This is a genomic window from Symplocastrum torsivum (assembly GCF_059505465.1).
Genome location: NZ_JCACKQ010000084.1, coordinates 1 through 17,965, shown reverse-complemented (window position 1 = coordinate 17,965; position 17,965 = coordinate 1). Strand labels below are relative to the sequence as shown.

At 45.2% G+C, this 17,965-nt stretch carries 16 protein-coding genes and 1 pseudogene; 8 read left to right on the top strand and 9 right to left on the bottom strand.

Annotated features, from left to right (window positions below; translation table 11 throughout):
• Positions 1–32: 32 nt before the first annotated feature.
• The 8 genes from AC5JL3_RS22535 to AC5JL3_RS22500 form a co-directional block, all read right to left on the bottom strand.
• Positions 33–1,382 (bottom strand): phage terminase large subunit family protein, encoded by a 1,350-nt coding sequence (locus tag AC5JL3_RS22535; RefSeq protein WP_496076612.1) that lies wholly within the window; start codon positions 1,380–1,382, stop codon positions 33–35.
• A complete protein-coding gene (locus AC5JL3_RS22530; protein WP_496076611.1) occupies positions 1,342–1,869 on the bottom strand; it encodes a helix-turn-helix domain-containing protein in 528 nt (175 codons plus the stop codon). The genes AC5JL3_RS22535 and AC5JL3_RS22530 overlap by 41 nt, the downstream gene beginning before the upstream one ends.
• A gap of 161 nt (positions 1,870–2,030) precedes the next feature.
• Positions 2,031–5,882: a plasmid replication protein, CyRepA1 family gene (locus AC5JL3_RS22525; protein ID WP_496076610.1), complete on the bottom strand. Its 3,852-nt coding sequence runs from the start codon at positions 5,880–5,882 to the stop codon at positions 2,031–2,033.
• Complete coding sequence (locus AC5JL3_RS22520) at positions 5,879–6,208, bottom strand: hypothetical protein (protein WP_496076609.1); 330 nt, start codon at positions 6,206–6,208, stop codon at positions 5,879–5,881. The genes AC5JL3_RS22525 and AC5JL3_RS22520 overlap by 4 nt, the downstream gene beginning before the upstream one ends.
• 197 nt (positions 6,209–6,405) lie before the next feature.
• The gene (locus AC5JL3_RS22515; RefSeq protein ID WP_496076608.1) at positions 6,406–6,570 is read right to left on the bottom strand and encodes a hypothetical protein; all 165 of its coding nucleotides are present in this window, start codon (positions 6,568–6,570) and stop codon (positions 6,406–6,408) included.
• 73 nt (positions 6,571–6,643) lie between these two features.
• On the bottom strand, positions 6,644–7,228 hold the full coding sequence (locus tag AC5JL3_RS22510) for a hypothetical protein (protein WP_496076607.1): 585 nt from the start codon (positions 7,226–7,228) through the stop codon (positions 6,644–6,646).
• Positions 7,229–7,572: 344 nt separating this feature from the next.
• On the bottom strand, positions 7,573–7,815 hold the full coding sequence (locus AC5JL3_RS22505) for a hypothetical protein (RefSeq protein ID WP_496076606.1): 243 nt from the start codon (positions 7,813–7,815) through the stop codon (positions 7,573–7,575).
• Positions 7,812–7,997 (bottom strand): hypothetical protein, encoded by a 186-nt coding sequence (locus tag AC5JL3_RS22500; RefSeq protein WP_496076605.1) that lies wholly within the window; start codon positions 7,995–7,997, stop codon positions 7,812–7,814. Before AC5JL3_RS22500 ends, AC5JL3_RS22505 begins: the two co-directional genes overlap by 4 nt.
• 337 nt (positions 7,998–8,334) lie before the next feature.
• On the opposite strand from AC5JL3_RS22500, the gene AC5JL3_RS22495 reads away from it, so the two are divergent.
• The 8 genes and pseudogenes from AC5JL3_RS22495 (at position 8,335) to AC5JL3_RS22460 (ending at position 17,500) form a co-directional block, all read left to right on the top strand.
• Positions 8,335–8,754: a hypothetical protein gene (locus AC5JL3_RS22495; protein WP_496076604.1), complete on the top strand. Its 420-nt coding sequence runs from the start codon at positions 8,335–8,337 to the stop codon at positions 8,752–8,754.
• Between the two features lie 6 nt (positions 8,755–8,760).
• Positions 8,761–9,426, top strand: coding sequence for a hypothetical protein (locus tag AC5JL3_RS22490; protein ID WP_496076603.1), 666 nt, complete (start codon positions 8,761–8,763; stop codon positions 9,424–9,426).
• A gap of 731 nt (positions 9,427–10,157) precedes the next feature.
• Entirely contained in the window at positions 10,158–10,373 is a 216-nt protein-coding gene (locus tag AC5JL3_RS22485) for a hypothetical protein (protein ID WP_496076602.1), read from the top strand.
• Between the two features lie 69 nt (positions 10,374–10,442).
• Entirely contained in the window at positions 10,443–11,228 is a 786-nt protein-coding gene (locus AC5JL3_RS22480; protein ID WP_496076601.1) for a hypothetical protein, read from the top strand.
• Positions 11,229–13,442: 2,214 nt separating this feature from the next.
• Positions 13,443–13,568: pseudogene (locus tag AC5JL3_RS22475) on the top strand (transposase-like zinc-binding domain-containing protein); the annotation flags it as partial.
• A 207-nt stretch (positions 13,569–13,775) separates the two neighbouring features.
• A complete protein-coding gene (locus AC5JL3_RS22470) occupies positions 13,776–14,243 on the top strand; it encodes a metal-binding protein (RefSeq protein ID WP_496076600.1) in 468 nt (155 codons plus the stop codon).
• Between the two features lie 266 nt (positions 14,244–14,509).
• Positions 14,510–15,508, top strand: coding sequence for a calcium-binding protein (locus AC5JL3_RS22465; RefSeq protein WP_496076599.1), 999 nt, complete (start codon positions 14,510–14,512; stop codon positions 15,506–15,508).
• Positions 15,509–15,715: 207 nt separating this feature from the next.
• Entirely contained in the window at positions 15,716–17,500 is a 1,785-nt protein-coding gene (locus AC5JL3_RS22460) for a protelomerase family protein (protein WP_496076598.1), read from the top strand.
• Between the two features lie 182 nt (positions 17,501–17,682).
• Here the strand turns inward: AC5JL3_RS22460 and AC5JL3_RS22455 are convergent.
• Positions 17,683–17,965, bottom strand: a 283-nt coding sequence (locus AC5JL3_RS22455) for a hypothetical protein (protein WP_496076597.1), incomplete at its 5' end; no start/stop codon positions are given.

The window sequence follows — 17,965 nt, the reverse complement described above, 5'->3', positions numbered from 1 at the left end:
ACTAATTAATCCATCGGTTGTTTTCCTCTGACTTATTCAGCAAGCCCTAAGTACTTTTGCTCTAAAGCAAGTAACAATCTATCTACCATCGAAACTTTTGAATCTTTGGTAGTACGAATAGCTACAAATTCGGGAGAGGAATCAAACTTAGATAACTCCTCAAGATACACTTGCCCGACTCCACCAGTAACCTCAACACCAACTTTATGAGGTCGGTAATCTGCTATTAGTTTTTTGATATGAGTAAGGTTGTAATCCAGACTATGCTTGCGCTCCCGATACATTGCTACTAAGTTAGCCGACTGACGAGTACACTCTAAAACGACAGCAACGGTATAGTCATCGCCTGTTGTTGAGGTGTCGATACCGAGGTAGTAAGTCGAGCTTTCAACCCAGGAATTTCTATAAAGATTTGGAGGTCTAAAGCTTCCAATAGAACAAGCTCGTACTAAATCAGGTGAGAAGATATTAACCTCTGATACCTCAAAGCTAAGGTTGTACTCTTGCTCTACCGCTGATTGAGAAAGCTGCTTTTTGGTACGAATCGACTCTAAATAATTAGGGATATTGGTATAAATTGGGTGAGCTTTCCAATGTAGAACAGCCTTACACCACTGATTTTCGTCAGTCCAAAACTGGGCGGGAGCAATCAGATCACTTTTGATGGCTGCACAAATACTGTCAATATCTTTTCCTGACGGATTCCCACTAGCCAATCGTTCCCAATAAAAACCAGACCTTCCCGCAGGTGTGGACAAAATAACAATCCGTGCCTCATCCCCTACCATCTCTGTTGCCGGCAAAGTACTGGTGTAGATGCGCTCAATATCGACAACAAAACCTGCCTCGTCGAACAAGACATCTGAAATTGATTCTAGACCGCGAGTACCGTTAGGCGTACTGGGACGAAAGATTAAACGTCCACCATTCTTGATTTGCAGGTCTGTTAAGGAATCGGTAGCTAAGTCGATATAGTCTGTTAGCCCGTCCACCATACGCCTGATGCGCTTGGCAATGTTGCTGGAATCAACCTGTGACTTACTCAGGATGACAGCCGCGTATCCAGGATTCTTACAGGCTTTGTGTAAGAATTTACAGGCTACAGCTTCAGTGATACCTAGCTGCCTTGATTTGGTGACGACTGTACCAAAGTGGTTATCGATCGCGTCTGATAGTTTGATTTGGTAGTTGTATGGGTCAAAGTTGATGACCTTGTTACCTGAGCGGATGCGGCAAAGCCTAGCAAAATCTTCCCACCGCTCAGGTATGGGTAGCTTAGATTTTTCAGACTTCTCATTTATTTTGTTCTTAGCAAATTGATTATTGAGTGGGAGTTGTCGCTCAAGCTTCCGACGACCCCTCTCTAATAGCTTTCGGCTCATTTATCTGCTCTAGTAAATCGTCTAATCCCGTTGTCCTAGCCCATGCACTTGAAACTTTCTCAGAGGCATCTGTAACAGCCCTCATTAGCTGTGGAATTGTTCTGATTGTGACTTCATCAGGATTTTCTTCAAGCCGTTCTACAGCATTTAAGAGTATCAAGGTAGCCTTCTGGACAACTCGACCCATTTCTAAGGCAAAATTCCTCTGACTATCCCTGTAATCTAGGATTTCTTGAACTTGCGCTCTAATTTCGGTAACACTCATCACTACTGGGTCAGAGGCGACAATCGCCTTCACCTCCCTTTGAGCCGCAACTAACCTCTGTTTAACCTCTGGGTCAGCAACCCATCTCTGAACAGTTCTAAGGTTAATCCCCAGAGTTTTAGCGGCTTCTGTCTGTGTTTTACCAGCGTTGAGAAGTCTGATTACTGCCTCAATTTGGTCTGGTTTTGATTTTTTAGAAGATTGTCGTTGTTTTTGCGACATCCGACATTTTTGTTGCGACACGATACGATCAATTATCTCTCAGTATCAATGAGAGTAAGGTTTTTAAGAGATGTCGTTACAGCGCTATTTTGCGACATTAACCCGACTCAGGACAGCTATAGGTGAGGAATATCTGAGAATTGGTTTTCATAGTCACGCCCTCACCCCGTCAGCACCCAGTCACCGGGCGCGATCGCATCAGGACTCTCAACAAAAGCCCCAAAGTAACCGCTTACAATCCGGACTGTGTTCCCTCGAACCCATTCGACAATGCCCTTGAGCCATTTATCTTGGCTTTGAGGGAAATACCCCCATATTTCTTGCCCTGGCTGATACTCTTGAAGGCTTGGTCGGGTTGTAAGCGCCTCCTCTACGCCTTCCACCGCTGGCACTTCCGTCGCTGCCAGTTGCCCTTGCTCGTACCACTGGGCTAACTGCTGGCGCTTGGGTTGCGTGTCTTGACTCGCGATCGCGTCTTGAACCGTCTCCTGAGAGTATCCCTCAATCACAGCGGCAAACGCTTCAGCCGTCGATACCACTGATAACAACTCAACTAACTTGATTCCCTCAACAGCCTCAGTCACCCCGCCCACTTCGGCAGCGGTCAACGGCTCAACAACCTCACTCGCACCCCCTAAAACCTGATACAAATCATGGCTTTTTAAAGTTGAATTATTGACGGCACCCTCTAGTTGATTTCTATATAGAAAATTAGGGGAGGGTGCCGTCACCTCTAGCCCTTGCTCTGCCTCTGTTTCAGCCGTTTTTTCTGTTTGGGTGCCATGAGCCTCATTTATTGCCGATTCCCAGTCGATTTTCTCTTTAGGCTGGGTCAATTTTTCCTCAATACAGGTGAGTACCTGTTGTCGAATTGGGTCGCTAATGACTTCCTCTTTAAGTCGATAGCAGCGTGTGCCAGTGCGATCCTTTCTTAACTTCAGTCTCAATCCAAACAGACCTAGAAGATTACCTAGGAACTGAACTGGGGTAGCCTTACCTGGATGTTTGCCGAGTGCGTTGCTATGTTTCTTCCCCAGCGCGACTAACTCGATTAGTTCTGGGCTTTCATTAGACCATTCCTTCTCCGGGTTCAGGAATCGCCCGAAATCCATTTCTAAAAGTGCGTGTATTCTTGCCCAACGACTTTTAACATTGCCGATGAAGGTATGGAGCCGTCGCGCCATCCAGTGTAAATTATCTTGTGATTGCCGCTTAGCTACATCAGGATGCGTGAATAGCCAGTAATTCTCTATGTTGTTGATGAAGTTGCGATCGCCATACCTCACGAGGTAAATAAAATCCTCATCCCACACCGGGCTATCATCAATCCCCGGTAGTCTTTCTCTCAGCTTTGCTTGTATGACTTCACACCGTTCTTCCCAACTGGCATCAAACTTCAGTTCGTCTACCAGTTCAGGGTCAATCTTCTCAGCGCGGAAGATATCAGCGCAGTTTTGGCGCTTAACTGCCTCGGTTGCGTCCTTGGTTTTCTTGCTAGCATCCTCGTGACTCTCTAGGGTGCAATCGACAACGCGATAGCCCGACTGAACCAAGACTTCTCTTAGGCACTCCCTGAGATTTGCTTTCTCATAGTTCTGAACTGAGTTGATGATGCAGCTAGCGCGGAAGTTGTGATCAATGCTATTAGCGATAATCGTCTTCAGGTGATTGCCTACTGTATCTATCCAGTTGTCGCCATCGGCTGAGGTTGCTATGTCTTGGATGAGAATTTCATTGATTGATTTGCTGATCTGATCTACGAAAGGCGAACCTGAATTTTGCTTCTCATCATCTGCAACAAAACTTCGGCACCAGACAAACTTGGTGATGTTGTCTCGAATTCTGCCTATCATTTGCAGAATTCCATCTACATCTAATACACCATAAAAGAAAGCAAAGTGATGTGTGAAATGATTAGGAATCGAGACATCTACACCACTTTCGGCTGATGGGGTGTAAAGCAGTACATCTGGTCTGTATTGCTCAATATACTCATCACAGTTCAGTAGAAAATCCTTTACGTACTGCTCTGTTACGGTTTTCGAGTCAACTCTTAGAACTTTCAACCCCTTGGCGGTTAGCAGCTCGTCTAGCGCTTCAATCATCACTTGGCTATCAGAGCATACCGCAGGCATCGGAGACTCTTCTAACAGGTACTTAAGCCAAGGTGAGCGGTCGTTAACTTTGACTTTATCGTCAGTCCCTACTGTACCAAGCAAGAAATTAAGTCTTGGCTTCTCTCCTACATAGGTGTTTTCTGCCCTAATGATTTGCTTCTCAGGTGCCAAGGAATGTAGGTAATCTACAACCCAATCAGCCATCAGTCCGTCAAGACAAATCACCTGTCTAGCACGTCTAATTGCCTCAGCAAATAGGCTGATAATTTTGTCTCGACTCTTGACCGTGCTTGAGTGTAGAAGGTGTTTAACGACTGATTTAACCTCATCAAGGATAATGATTTTGTCGTCAAAGTCTTCGGGTGAAAAGCGCCATAGGCTGTCTACACATAGGGCAATGCCCTCAGAAGGTGCTGACTTCATCGCCATTCCAGAATGATGGTGTAGGTGATGAAATCCTAAGCCTTTTTTATCTCCACATAACTGAAGTAGCAAAGTATTTCGATACCCTAGACACAGGAAGCCGACATCATCCGTCGCCTTCCACTCCTTTACCCAGGCTCTTAATCGTGTAGTCTTGCCGCGACCTAGACCAGCTTTAAAGAATGCGATTGTATTGGCACCAGGACGGGCAAAATTACACCACTGACCTGACTCTTTTATGTCTGAGAAGAACTGACGATTTTTACGCCATGCAGCCCTAGCCTTGACCTTCCACTGTGGCTCTGGTTCAAATCCCTGTCCTGTAGTTTTAACGGTCTGGAGTGGTTTAGATTCTTTCTTGCCGATCGCCCAAAACTCATCAGGAGTAATGTAGCTAATCGCGCTAAGATCCGCTAATTCGTCAATGTCGGCGTGACTCTTATCAACTTGACCCCACCACGCAAACTTGACAGGATAATTCCACCCCTGTAACAGGTCAACGACTGACCGCCAACGCCTCATCACACTGGGGTTAAGAGTGTCACCAGCGTCAGGTGTTACTAGGATTTCTATTTGGGATAGCGATTGATATTCCGCAAAATTCGAGTCCTGTAGTTGATCTAATGAGGTTTTAAGGATGCCTGGACTACTGGCGTGTTGTCCTCCAGCGGCTCCAACGAATGGTATCCCTAATCGCTGTGAAGCAAGAAACGGTTTAGATCCTACTCCCTCACAAATGCCGATCGCAAACTTACTTAGCTTTTGGGGAAGATGGACAGCTAACGGTAATTCACCATCTGGTTTACCACCATCAGGGTAGAGGTGAAGTGTTTGACCATTACCAGATAACCAACGGTAGCGATTAGATTCACTTGTTGGTAGTGACCGCAGTCGAATTTGACACGCAACAACCAAACCATCGGCGTTTCTTACTGGACAGAGATAGCCCGCACTAGAGACAATCAACCGCCTACCATTACCTGTGACCCCTGGTAGTAGTTCGTTAAATTGATTCTGAAGTTGCTGGTATCGCTCAACTGACTTGAATCCGCATAGCTCGATCTGTTCGCCGCTGAAGCCACGCCTTACTAAGTCGGCTCTATCATCTGGGTGTAACGTGAGTTGAGCTAATATTTCTCGATACTGCTTATCACGCTGAATTACCGACAAAGATCGCCGTCGCCGCTCATCATCCTCCCCGATTTGCTGTAGCTGGCGTTGTTGATTGCGTTGTTTCCATTCAAACCTTTGTTGGTCACTCCACTCTTGAGAGTTGTCAATCCGGAATTGACCCCAAAGGCTATTTTTTGAATGACCTAAGCACTTGTAGCCGCTGATAACCTCGCCTTTTCTAGCATCAGCGTAGGTCATGCACTGCCAGTAGTCAGCGTCTTCTCTACTCTGTCGGCATTTGCCTGAGGTGTTTTCGCAAATGGGGCAAGCGTTGTGTTTTCTGCTGGGTGTGAGACTCATGCTTCACCCCCATCATTTGCGAGTGAGAGCGTGAAAATCGTTAATTCTTCTCCTCGAATACCTTGCTTTTCAAGGATTTCAAGGCAATTAGTAAGCTCTTTACGCTTCCGCGCTTTTTTGAGCTTTGGTAATGGCGAATACCCTAGAAAAGTTTTGCAATCTCCACAGCGTCGGCTCTCTTCACCTGGCTTTTTACCGGCGCCGATGATGAGACTTGAACTTTGGCAGTGAGGGCAGATGTTCTGTAGCGATCTCCCCTGAGATAGACTCTCAGATTGCCTGGGTTGTCGCATTTGTGCGACAATTGGGTTACGGATATTTGACATAAATAGATCCTTCTTACGTGCTTGTGGGGGGATCTATCTGCTTTTTGCACCTACACGCGATATAGGTATACCTGTTAACCTTGAAGTTATCTATATCAGACTCGGTCTGTTGTCGAGCGAGTTCGGTAAGAGTTCCACCTCTCACCATTGAGCGCAAACGAAGACTTCAAGTAGAGGTAATTAAAGCGCTTGCAGGCTTAAGCAGACAGCAGATCGTTTTTCTTTCGGTTAAGTTTGTTAGCTTTGACGCGATCGCGTTCCTCTTGTCGTCGTTGTTGGCGGGATTTTATCTGCCGACGTTTAGGATGTGCAGCAACACTGGGTTTGTCAAGCTTTTTTACAAGAGTTAGTGGGTTTGTCACGATTTTTCTTGATTGAATAAATTCACATTAATTCGCTGCTGGCAAGGGTTGCAAGCTTTGTACATTTAATCGATCAATCTTTACAAAACCCCTTTGACTTTCGGGTATCCTTCCCTCGTCCCATAACCTCCAAGTTACCTTCTGCGTTTAAAAAGCTAACTAGAAGCGGCGATCGCCTCATTTTGTCGAAGTAGCTTTTTTGTGCTTTAAGGTATTTTGTGTAATGTTTCTGCCGAAACTCTATATCATCTTGGGCAATGAAGGCAGCGGTTGATTCCAGCGCGTTAATCGGTGTTTGTTGTGGCGTGTACCCAAATTGAAGTTTTGATACCTGTTCGAGAGTTGTGTAGTATTCATTATTTTCTTGCGACAGCTTGGCTTTTCCTATAGGTTTAGCCGTATCGATAAAGCCACTATTTTTCAGAATGGTTTCACATATCTCGGTTTCACACAGAGTCATCCAGACAGCATGAGAGGATATTTCCTCTTGTTTTTGGGTATCCAATCGCAAAAAAACTTCCGAAGCCAGGTCGTAGAAATTTTTTGCTTTCTCTGCAAGCGGTTTGTACAGGGCTTTCGATGTAAAGGTCAGTTCCGGTAGATGCTGGGTTTCACTTAAGAGGGAATACTGCAACCACGAGGCTTCTGCTCTGTACATTTCTCTGATTCCTTTGAAAAGTTTCCCATCTTCGCCAAGATGTTTGAAACTCAATCGAATACCATGACGATGCTCTAAAAGGTAATCGGGTAGATCCCTTATCAATTCAATGCAATCTTTCAGGCTCAAAGTGAATTGAGTTTTTAGTTCATCTTTCATACGTCAATTGTGTTGAGAACTTAGAAGTTGCAAAAGGTTGCTTACAGCAGATATTATTCGATCCTTAGATCTACAAGTCACTTACTTAGCAAGCGCGTTGCAGATCATGCGTAGCGATCGCACTGTTCTAGGTTGAGCGCGATCGCTTTACCTGGTAGAAAGATTTTCAGGGTATTGATAGAGCGTCATTCCCCTCGTGCCAATTGCTTTAAATTTTTCTTCCATAATGCAGCCTGTTCGCTGGCAGGGTAAGCGCCAATCAGGTCTTGTAGTTCTTGTCTAGACTTGCCTCCCAATTCAGATTTTGTACGGTTGCCAAGCAAGAGTATCGCCCGTTGCAAAGCCTCTGATGTGCCGGGAAGTTTGGGCGGAAGATTCGTTGAGTTAGCAGAAGGCTGCTTATTTTTGTTGGTGTTGTGTTTAGTCATGGTTGCCGACTAGATTTAGCTTGTTTTTCTTCGGTTTTATCCTCTACATAGTCTTTAACGAAATTTAGGATTACTTCGCTCATTGTTTTGCCCTCTGCTGCGGTTACAGATTTGAACTTATTTCTAAGCTCTTCCGCCATAGGTACTTGTACTCTGACGGTTTTATCTAAGTCTTCAGTCATATTTCAAAAACTACACACAGCAATCATTGTGTCATTTCCATCAGAGCAGTACCAATAGTATTGTACTCAAATACTCAAAACTGTATATACTCAAATGAGGGAACTTGTGTTAGTGTCATACAAGTAGACACAAAATTGCACAGCCTAAAAAGCAATAAAACCCTTAATGCTCTGTACAGTGCGTGAGGTGCAAGGAACTCAACATACAAACAGTTCACAGCGTCACGCTCACGCATCCGCAAGCTAAGCAATTGCGTTAAACACGCATCTGCAATTTAACTGTGCAACGGCATTGTGCAAGGTAAACTCAGCAAAATTTTGTATTGCAACTAGAGAAATGGACGCAAGAACCGCTTATGAGACATTCCTGAGAAAACGAGTATCTGATACTCATTGGTCATCAGTGAAGCGAACGCTAGCTGATTCAGGAATGGAAGTTAACTCGGATACCGTGGTCTTCTTTGCCAAGCTTCGCAAGGAAATCCCTAGATCATCTGTAGGAATCCTCCAAGTTTTTGATTGTTACCAGCAAGCTGAGAAGCTATTGGCTACTAACTCCTCAAAGATTAAAGGTCATCAGATTTTGGAGATTCTTAACAGAGAAGGCATTGCTCCTCACCCGGCTACTATCTCGCGTTGGTTCAAATCTTTAGGTGGGTTTAGGAAAACACGGTATTACTACCCCGAAAAGCTTACCAAAGTGCTGACCAACGCTTTCATCTATAAAATTGCAAACTGTACCAAAATAGGAGCCTAAAAGATCATGGATAAGTACATCAAACGCCTTCAGACACGCGCTTCTCGCAAGGGTATCAGCGTTAGCAAATCTCAGGTTAGAGAGGTGTATCAGAGTGTAGTTACTACTCCTGAGAGTCCCTCTGAAGAGGAGATGAGCGCAGTTATAGAAACGCTTGAAATTCAATATCAAGCGCCATCTTATGAACCCGACAACAGTCAACTGGCTACAACCGAGCAAGCTTTACAACCAACAGAGGAATCCCAACAAATGACTCAACCTGTACCCGCTCAAGAGACACCTAAAGGCGATTTAGCTACATCTAATCGCTCAGACCTCTCTCTCCCTTCTGAAGGCGCTATGAACCTCACTCAGCAACAAATTAAAGAGGCGGTAGAGATGCAGTTTGGACGGGAGAACATAGAGACAAAAACCGCAATTCTCAATTACATAGCTCAAGACACTTTTGCTACTGCGACAGAGTTACAGCAAGCCCTCAGCAAGCTTCGTCAAATGCGTTTAGACATCTTGCTGAAGCTGATTAGCGACCATAACCAGCAATCATCGGGTGATGACAATCTGATTAAGGTTGCGTTACTCCAAGCATCTTCTGCAAGAGAAAAGGAAACTTCTGATTTTTTCGCCTCATTCGACAAGAACTTGACGGAGATGAGAGCCGCCTTCGGTGTTTAGTTTCCAGTCTTGTCGAGAGTGAATCAATCCAAGAGTTCGAGAAATTTGGCTCTCATCTGCAAATTGACTTTGAAGATTACTATCAACATTTAGAGCAGTTCCAAGAGAGTAAATCCCAAGTGAAACTATTCAGCCGTCTTAAGTCTTTCCTATTTCAACCGCTCGACTTTGACCCAACAGACCAAAACTTTGCCGCTGCCTTTTGTGTTGCTATCCGCTAACGTCCACCCTATCGAGGAAAAACAAATGTATTCTGAATCAGTCGAAAATACCAAGATATCGCTAAATTCGGTCACTACCCCTACTCCGAGGTTCAAGAAATCATCCGTCTTGCCCAGCAAGACATCGTTCAACACATCCTCGGCGAAACCATTGATATATTACTCAAAAATGGTTTTCAGCCTGCCGAAATCGTTGACGCATTTGCAACTCAGATTGATTTGAAGTTCGAGAATAGCAAAGCCACGATGCTGATTGAACAAGCGGCTAGCGTCCTTAATGACTAATAGACAAGCGATCGCCTTCCCGTCCAAAGTAAGCGCGATCGCCCTCTGACTCCAAACAACCTACTGAAAGGAATCACCACCTATTATGTCAGACCGTCAAATCACCTCAAGTAACCAATCCACAAGCAAAAACGATGCTTGGGTCAATGTGACTGTGACCGTCAATTATGACGACGGCTCAAGCAAACAGGTTAGCAGCATCCAACCACGACTGAAGGGGTAGTGATGCAGCAACAACACACCAAGAAACCCTTTACCGCCGCCGATGAAAGCTACCTTTCTGAAGTCGTCATAGAGTGCAAGAATCGGCTTGAATCTGCCCTCTCAACTGCTCAAGGATATTCGCGAGTGCCACAACTGGCAACCAGTCTCGCTGATGCCGTTACCGCTGTGGGAGAAGCCGCCGCAATCCTCCAAGACATAGACAGCTACTCCGACTAAATAACGTCACGTACTGCCAGCCGTTGATTAGATTACGGCTGGCTAATAACCTGTAGGAGAAATACTCCCATGCCACCTAGAAAGCTCATCCACAAAAGCCGTCCATTAGGCGGGAAACCAAGGAATACTACCCCAGCATCCGAGCGCAAAACGAGAAAACCTAAGACTGACTCAGCACCCAAAGACAAACTAGATCCTTTAGCAATTGCCGCGTCATTGGTTGCCCCTTCTAACGGCTCATCAACCGCTGTAGCGTCCAACGGAGCAACGTCCACCACACCAAAACAATCTCAGTCTTACACGGGAATCTCCCAAGTTAACCACGGCTTGAGCCTCCCAAGTTTTGATGTGAATAGCTATTTTGCATCAGACCTCTTCAGTGATTCTTCCTCACTGCCCAGAACGACGAAGGAACAAGCTGATGAGATGATTACCAGCATCGAAGAGAAGCGCCAAACTATCAAAGTTGTTAGCGCGAACATTGGCTTAAATCAGGATGTTGTCCGAGCTGGCAATGAGTACCTGAAGCTTGAAGGACTGGCGATTGATTACGCGACGACTGGCGTAAACAACGAAAGCAAGTACATCGGCTATCAGACAGCAGAAGTTAACCGAGACATTGCAATTAATCGCTTCGACCAAGCGCAAGAGCGGTTAGTGCAAGGGCAAAAAACCTTAGCAGGGATGCAAAGCATTACGCCCTTGATTGATGACGAATGGGCAGCACGAAAAAGCCTTAAGCAGTCTCAAATCAGCAGTCTGAAGATTGAAGCAACAAAAGCCAAGGAAGCGTTAGAGCCTAAGCTGCTACAGCTCTCCCAAAACTTCCGGCAAGAGTTAGAAGACCTGAACTAAACCACGTTTGTTAACAATCCCCTGGCTTGGTCTAGGGGATTCCTTTCAGGAGAAAAGCCAATGTCACTAGAAGATAGATTTAATAGCGCTACAGACTTTATCGGTGTTCTCAGTTTGGGTGGAGTGCTGGTTAGTGGATTGTTACTACTTACGCCAGTTCAAGGTGTGGGATATATCGGAATTGGAAGCGGACTGGGAGCGTTCACTGCGTCAGTAGTCACGAAAAAGAAGCATCTCCAAATAGTCAACGAACAAATCGACGCAATGACAACTCAGCATCGGGCTGAAGTGTCAGCAAAAGAAGATGAAATTCTTACCCAGACAGCCGCCGCTAATAACCTGAAAGTAACTGTTAACGGCTTACGCTCTAACGTAAAAAGTCTTGAATCAGACAAGGAATCTCACACATTAGAACTGTCTAGAGTCCAAAATCATGCTGAGGCGCTAACGAGTCAGAATCAACAACTGCGGCAACACATAGAGCGGGTAACGGGTGAGTTAGACCGTCTCATTGACTTGGCGAGAACTGCTGTAGAGGAAGCGTTAGGCGAGTGGGATATCAAAATCACGTCACTGGCTACTACTAAGCGTGAGCAATACCCAAAGCTAACCGATCGCCTAGATGCGTTGTTGAGTGAAGCTCAAGACCTGCTTAGTGACTATGGAGTGAAGCTTGCCGAAACTCCTAGAAAGTGGAATAGCTTAGGTGATCTGCTAAGTCTCTACTACTGCGTCAATGATGACTTGACCAACGTCAAGACCAAAGCAATCCAGGCAATCGCCAAACTCAGCAACCAAGAAACTCAGTTAGAGCTACAAGAGGTAAGCGAAATTCTTGAGGAGTGGCGAGAATCCGATCTAGTCCCTCGTGACAAAGTTCAAGGATTGGTTGCCAAGTATGAGGCAATGCTCCAAGAATTCAGGCTTGACTTGAACAATCGCTTTCAATCAACGCTGGCGATCGCTGAGGGCATGGAGAGCCAAGTTACTCAAGATGAAGAGTTTTTTCTTAGGCTTCGGATGAAGGTCAAGGAACTAGAGGAGAAAGTAAGCCGACTCAGCAAGCCTCTAGAATACCGTCCAGCGACTAGGCAGGATATGAAGGTAAGCAATATCTTCACTCGCTACTTTGAAGCGCTAGGAGTCATCCTGGATAGGGCTGGAAGTGATTACCAAGGATATGAGGCAACCCTCTGGTTTTTCACTGATCGCAACCAACGGCTGATCATGGTGGATGAGTTGAACGAGCATTCAGACCGTCTGCAAGCCTTATCACACACACTGAACTCTCCCCAGTTCAAGCTAGATCCTGAGAGCGGTCTAGTGAGCGTTAGCGTTGCCCTATCAAAAAAGCCCAAAGCAGACAGCAAGGACATCGATCGCCTATGGATTCCAGCAAGTCAGTTTGAGCAGACCGTCAAAGGTTGGTCAAGAGTTCGGCTCACTGGAGGAAGTGAGAGCGGCAAGAGTCCAACTGCTGAAAATTTGGCTGTAGTCATCCTGAAGCATCGTTCCGGTGTTCCCAAACTCTACAATCCACAGCATGATTCAGTTAAGAACTACTGGACACTCCCCACTGTCGGAACGTCTCACAAGGACTCTGAGAAAGGCATTGAATCACTAGCTAAGCGGGTGGACGCTAGAGCCAATGGGGATGAATCTAGAGACACTTTTGAGCTATCAGTCTTTGATGAAGTGGACTCAACAATGTCTCATACCAAAGGGAAAAAAGCGGTCATTGGTGGAAACGTCAACTTCATCATTAAGCAAGCCTCGCACCAAAACTTAGGCGCTATCTTTATTGGTCAGAATGCCAATGTTTCAGAATATCCAGGGATGGATAGAAGTGATTGGAATAGCGCGGTCAATGTCCACATTGGGGCAAATGCTTACGATGCGATTACAAACTCTAATCGTTTTACCCATGATGAGCAGTCCAAGTTAAAGCAAACTGCTGATAGAATCACCGAGTTCTGTAAACTCAAAAATGATGAGCTAGGGTTAGAAAAAACTGACCCTCAAGCCTACCGCTTTGCCTTGGTTATTGAACCTAATAAAAAGCCCTATTTCATCGAGCTACCAGCCTTCGGAACCTATACTCTTGACCAGCTCCAACAACAGCAAGAGCTAGCGCCAGCCGTGGTGTCAGTAGCTCCAGACAGCCCAGATAAGACGCTAGAACCATTGAAAACACGTAACCCCAGTGGAGCCGCAATAGAGCCGCAATCCGGGTATGTAGGGTCTGGGTGTCCGGGCTGCAATAGCACCAATCGCAAGAAAGATGGCAAGTATCAAGGACGGCAAAGATACCACTGTAAAGACTGTGGCAAGCGCTATACAGAAGGCGAATAACTATTAATCTGAGGTGACAATGAATGACCTAAACAAAAAGCTTGCTGAGAACGAAAAAGTAATTAGTGAGGCACAACTAAAAACGAATCTAACACTGCTTAAGATAAGACTCTTTCAGATGGGATTAAATTTGAAGACGACAAACCATGAAGAGTATAAAAACCTTGAATCGAGAATCAAGGAGATGGGAGGGTAATGGCAAGCGGTAAAAATCACGATCGCTCAATCCTCTTCACTACTCCCATCATTGGAATCATTGGTGTTTCTCACTCCCTCGAACTGGGAATAGTGGCAGCGGCGGCTCATATGGTAGCAGGTCTTTATCTCAGTCCAGATCTGGATTTAGTGAGCAAGCCTTATAAACGTTGGGGTTGGTTGAGGTGGATCTGGATTCCCTATCAGAAGCTCATCCCCTGCCATCGACATTGGCTATCTCACGGCGTTATCGTCGGCTCAACTATCCGGTTGCTATATCTTGCCGCTTTGCTCTTGCCGTTGTGGGTCATCTTTCCAGGCTTGCAGCAAGTTGAGTGGGCTATCGGTTGGCAAAAGGCGATCGCGTTCTTTCTCGGAGTCGAGCTATCAGCCTTAAATCATCTATTACTTGATGGCTTACTCTTGCCGCTGCCAGCGTCAGTGAAGCAACGGCTCAAAGGTAACTGAAGATTGACCAAATTTGAGACATCTAAACACTGGATATTGAATATGAACAATGACATACAGTAAGCGATTACAAAGGCTCAAGTCATAACAGTGACAGAGGGGAAATCAAGCAAGGGCTTTGGTTAAAGGCTAGATCGTAAAAGTGAAATTTGCCTAAGTCATGCATAAAAGAGGCTTTTTGAGCTGAGTGATAGATAGAGGAAAGACAAAGAAGTTTAACCCTCAGCCCAAATGTAGAACTCAGCAAAATTAACAAGGAGAATGATATGGGTACTTATTCCGGAACACCCGCAAGCGAAACCATCGATCCACTAGATCCTTCAGACGATTACATTTTCGCTGATGAGGGAGATGACGTTGTTTACGGATGGGATGGGAATGATTTTCTCGTTGGTTGGGGAGGAAATGACATCTTATATGGTGAGGAGGGTCATGACACACTGTGGGCTGGAAATGGTGCCGACATACTTTATGGCGGCAACGGGAATGACGAGTTGGCTGGTTGGAACGGCAACGATGAGCTGTATGGCGGAGATGGTGATGATTATCTACTTGGCGAGTATGGCAACGATTATCTGTATGGCGGAATAGGTAACGACATTTTAGATGGCGGTACAAATGATTACCCAGGAGGTGATCAAATGTATGGTGGTGCAGGCGACGATATTTACTATGTTGACGCTCAAGAGGAATTTTACGTTGACGGTGTGTACGAGAACGCCAACGAAGGAATTGATACAGTCTTCACATCAGCCAACTTTTCGGGTCTAGATGCCAATGTTGAGAACATTACGCTGATTGGTAATGCCTATGGTGCCAACGGTAATAATCTTGACAATACTATGACAGGAAATAGTTCTGATAACTTTTTATGGGGTGATGAAGGCAGTGATTCTTTATCGGGTGGTGAAGGCAATGATGTTCTCAATGGATATGGTTATGGTTCGAGCAATGAGTATGACACTTTAACGGGTGGTGGTGGTGCAGATACCTTTAAGATTGGAAGTTATGGTGATGCCTACTACTTGTATGGAGGTCTCTACGGAGCGGATGGCTATGCTCTGATCACAGATTTTAACTACTTAGAGAGCGATAAATTTGAAGCACATGGCGGTATAAGTGACTACTCTCTGGGAACTTTTAATTGGTTTGGAAGTGATGCCCTAGACACAGGAATTTACTACCAAGGTGATTTGATTGCCGTTGCACAAGATAGATCAGGTTCGGAAATCCTCTTAGGACTTGATTTCAACTTCGTTGTATAGGAAGTTGACCAAATTCTAGATATTTACTTCTTTTAATACTCGAAAACCCCTAACTACCGCAAAGTTTAGGGGTTTTCTTATGGAATGTGTCTGGTTTGCCCTTTTATCCTAGCGAATAACAAGTTACAGAAAACTCTAACAAGTTATTGACACTCCCTAACCAGTTAGCTAGACTGATAACAGGTTACAAAAAGGAACTAACCACAAATGTCTAAAGCACTACAGAAGCAAATAGACCAGCTATTTGAGGCAACCAAAGACCTTAAGAGCTTGGAAGAAATTAAGCCCTACTGCGATCGCTTCAATGAGTGGGTAAACACAAACACCAGTTACAGCCAAAAGTCTTTAGGAACGGTACTAAGTCGCTATGGCTTCTACAAGAAATTTAAGAGCATCAAATTAGAGCAAGGCTTGAACGCAGAAGCGATCGCCAAACATGATGAGAATGGTAACGTCAAAGGTCAAGAACTAAAGCACTATGCTGTGCTGATGTGTGGCTTAGATCGTGACCACTGGAAGCAACGCAACGAAACAACACGGGTCATCGGTCGTTTAGGCAATGATCAGGAGATAGACCCAGAGGCATACCTAGAAGTCACAGGACAATTACTCGAAAGTGCTGACCCCCATAAGTTAGCCGTTGGCATCATTGCCGCAACTGGTAGAAGACCCCATGAGATAATCGCCCGTGCCAAGTTTGCCCCGATTGAGGGGCAAGCCTATCAGGTTCAGTTTGAGGGTCAAGGTAAGAAGAGAGGTGACAAGCCAGTATTCCCGATCGCAACGCTTTACCCTGGTGAGTACATCATCAAGTGCCTTTATCGCTTGCGTAGAGAAGGCAGTACAAGAGTCTTACTTAGAGAAGTCGCTAACGACTTCCCCAACGATTTAGCGGCTCAGAATCAATCAATTGATAGTCGTCGCAATGGTTCATTGAATCGAGTAGTTCGTGAGTATTTTGGCGATAAAGGTGAGAAAGAACCCGTTCTGGCTTTTCGTTACGAGGAAGAACAAGACAACTGCAAAGCGCTAAGAGCCGCCTACGGAGCGCTGGCAACTGAGAGAGATTGCGGTCGCTCCGTAGGTTCCAAGATGCTGCATTATGCCCGTCTATTGGGTCACTTCGTCAAAGAGAATCCCACGGACAAAGAGTTACAGAACATAGCAACAAGCTTAGGCTATGCCGACTATTTCACCACTAAGCCCGTTTTATTTCCCACGGCTCCAGAGAAGGAGAAAACTACCTCAATCAGAATCAATGAGTTCGACTTGGAGCCTCTCAAAAAATTACAGCAAGACTGGGAGCTTCCCAATCAGCAAAGTGTTGTTACTCGTCTAATCGAGTCTCAAGAGAAGATTGCTGAGTTAGCAAAGCAATTATTAGAAGCCAAGACACAAATTAACCAGTTACAGAAGGAGAAAGAGGAAATGTTACAGGTTCAAAATCAGCAGGTCACAGTTAGCAAGACCGAACTGGAAGCAATGATCGAGCGGATGGTTACACAGAAGATAGAGCAAGCGCTGTCAAATTTTCCAACGACTCAGCAAGCCAGTCAGAGTAAGCCGACAACTCAGGCACCTGTCAAAGAACAAGAGGTGATTGACTGGGCTGGAATGTCTAATGCTGATTTGTGGTTAACCAAGGTCAAGGGAGCTTCTGAAGAGAAGATTAGACGGAGCTATGAGGCTATCTGCCTCTACAACAACACGGTAGCAACTGGGGAAGATGACCGCTTGGCAATCACTAACCAAGCTTTAAGAGAGCTTTCAGGGGTCAATGGTTTGATAGTTGGGGACTGGATAAAAGCTCATGCTGATGAGGTGATTAGCCACAATAGCAAGTATGAAATGCAGAATTCTAAAGACCCAAGCAAGGCTGAGACTTACTACAACAAGCGTCATGGATCTGAGAAGATTACAAAGATTCTGAGCCTAGTCAATGAGCAGTACTTGGATGGTGAAGCGTTGAAGTCTCAGCAGATTAAAAGTTAGTGATTTTGCTTAAATTGGTTCAGGAATTATGCAAATAAAGAGATCTTGTCTCCATAGTCCACCAACTTTTGGGAACCAGACTTTCTAAATCCTCTAATTCAAGGAGATTTAGAAAATCTGTATTTTTTGGATTTCTTCAGGCGTAACATTATTGATAAAGATCAAGACCTAACATAGATTTTCTACCAACTTGTTGGGTCGAGTTTGCGTCCTAGCTCTCTTGGTGCGGAGTCGGGATTGCTTGGATTTAGTTTGTCACCTACCTTTTCTAGTTGTTTTTCAATTGTTGGAGGATCATTTCTACACTGGTTTCCATGAGCGCAAGGATCGTAGAATCCAGGTGAATCTGAAGGCTGTGAAGGGTCTTGGCTTACAGGCTGTGAAGAGTCTTGGCTTACAGGCTGTGAAGAGTCTTGGCTTACAGGCTGTGAAGAGTCTTGGCTTACAGGCTGTGAAGGGTCTTGG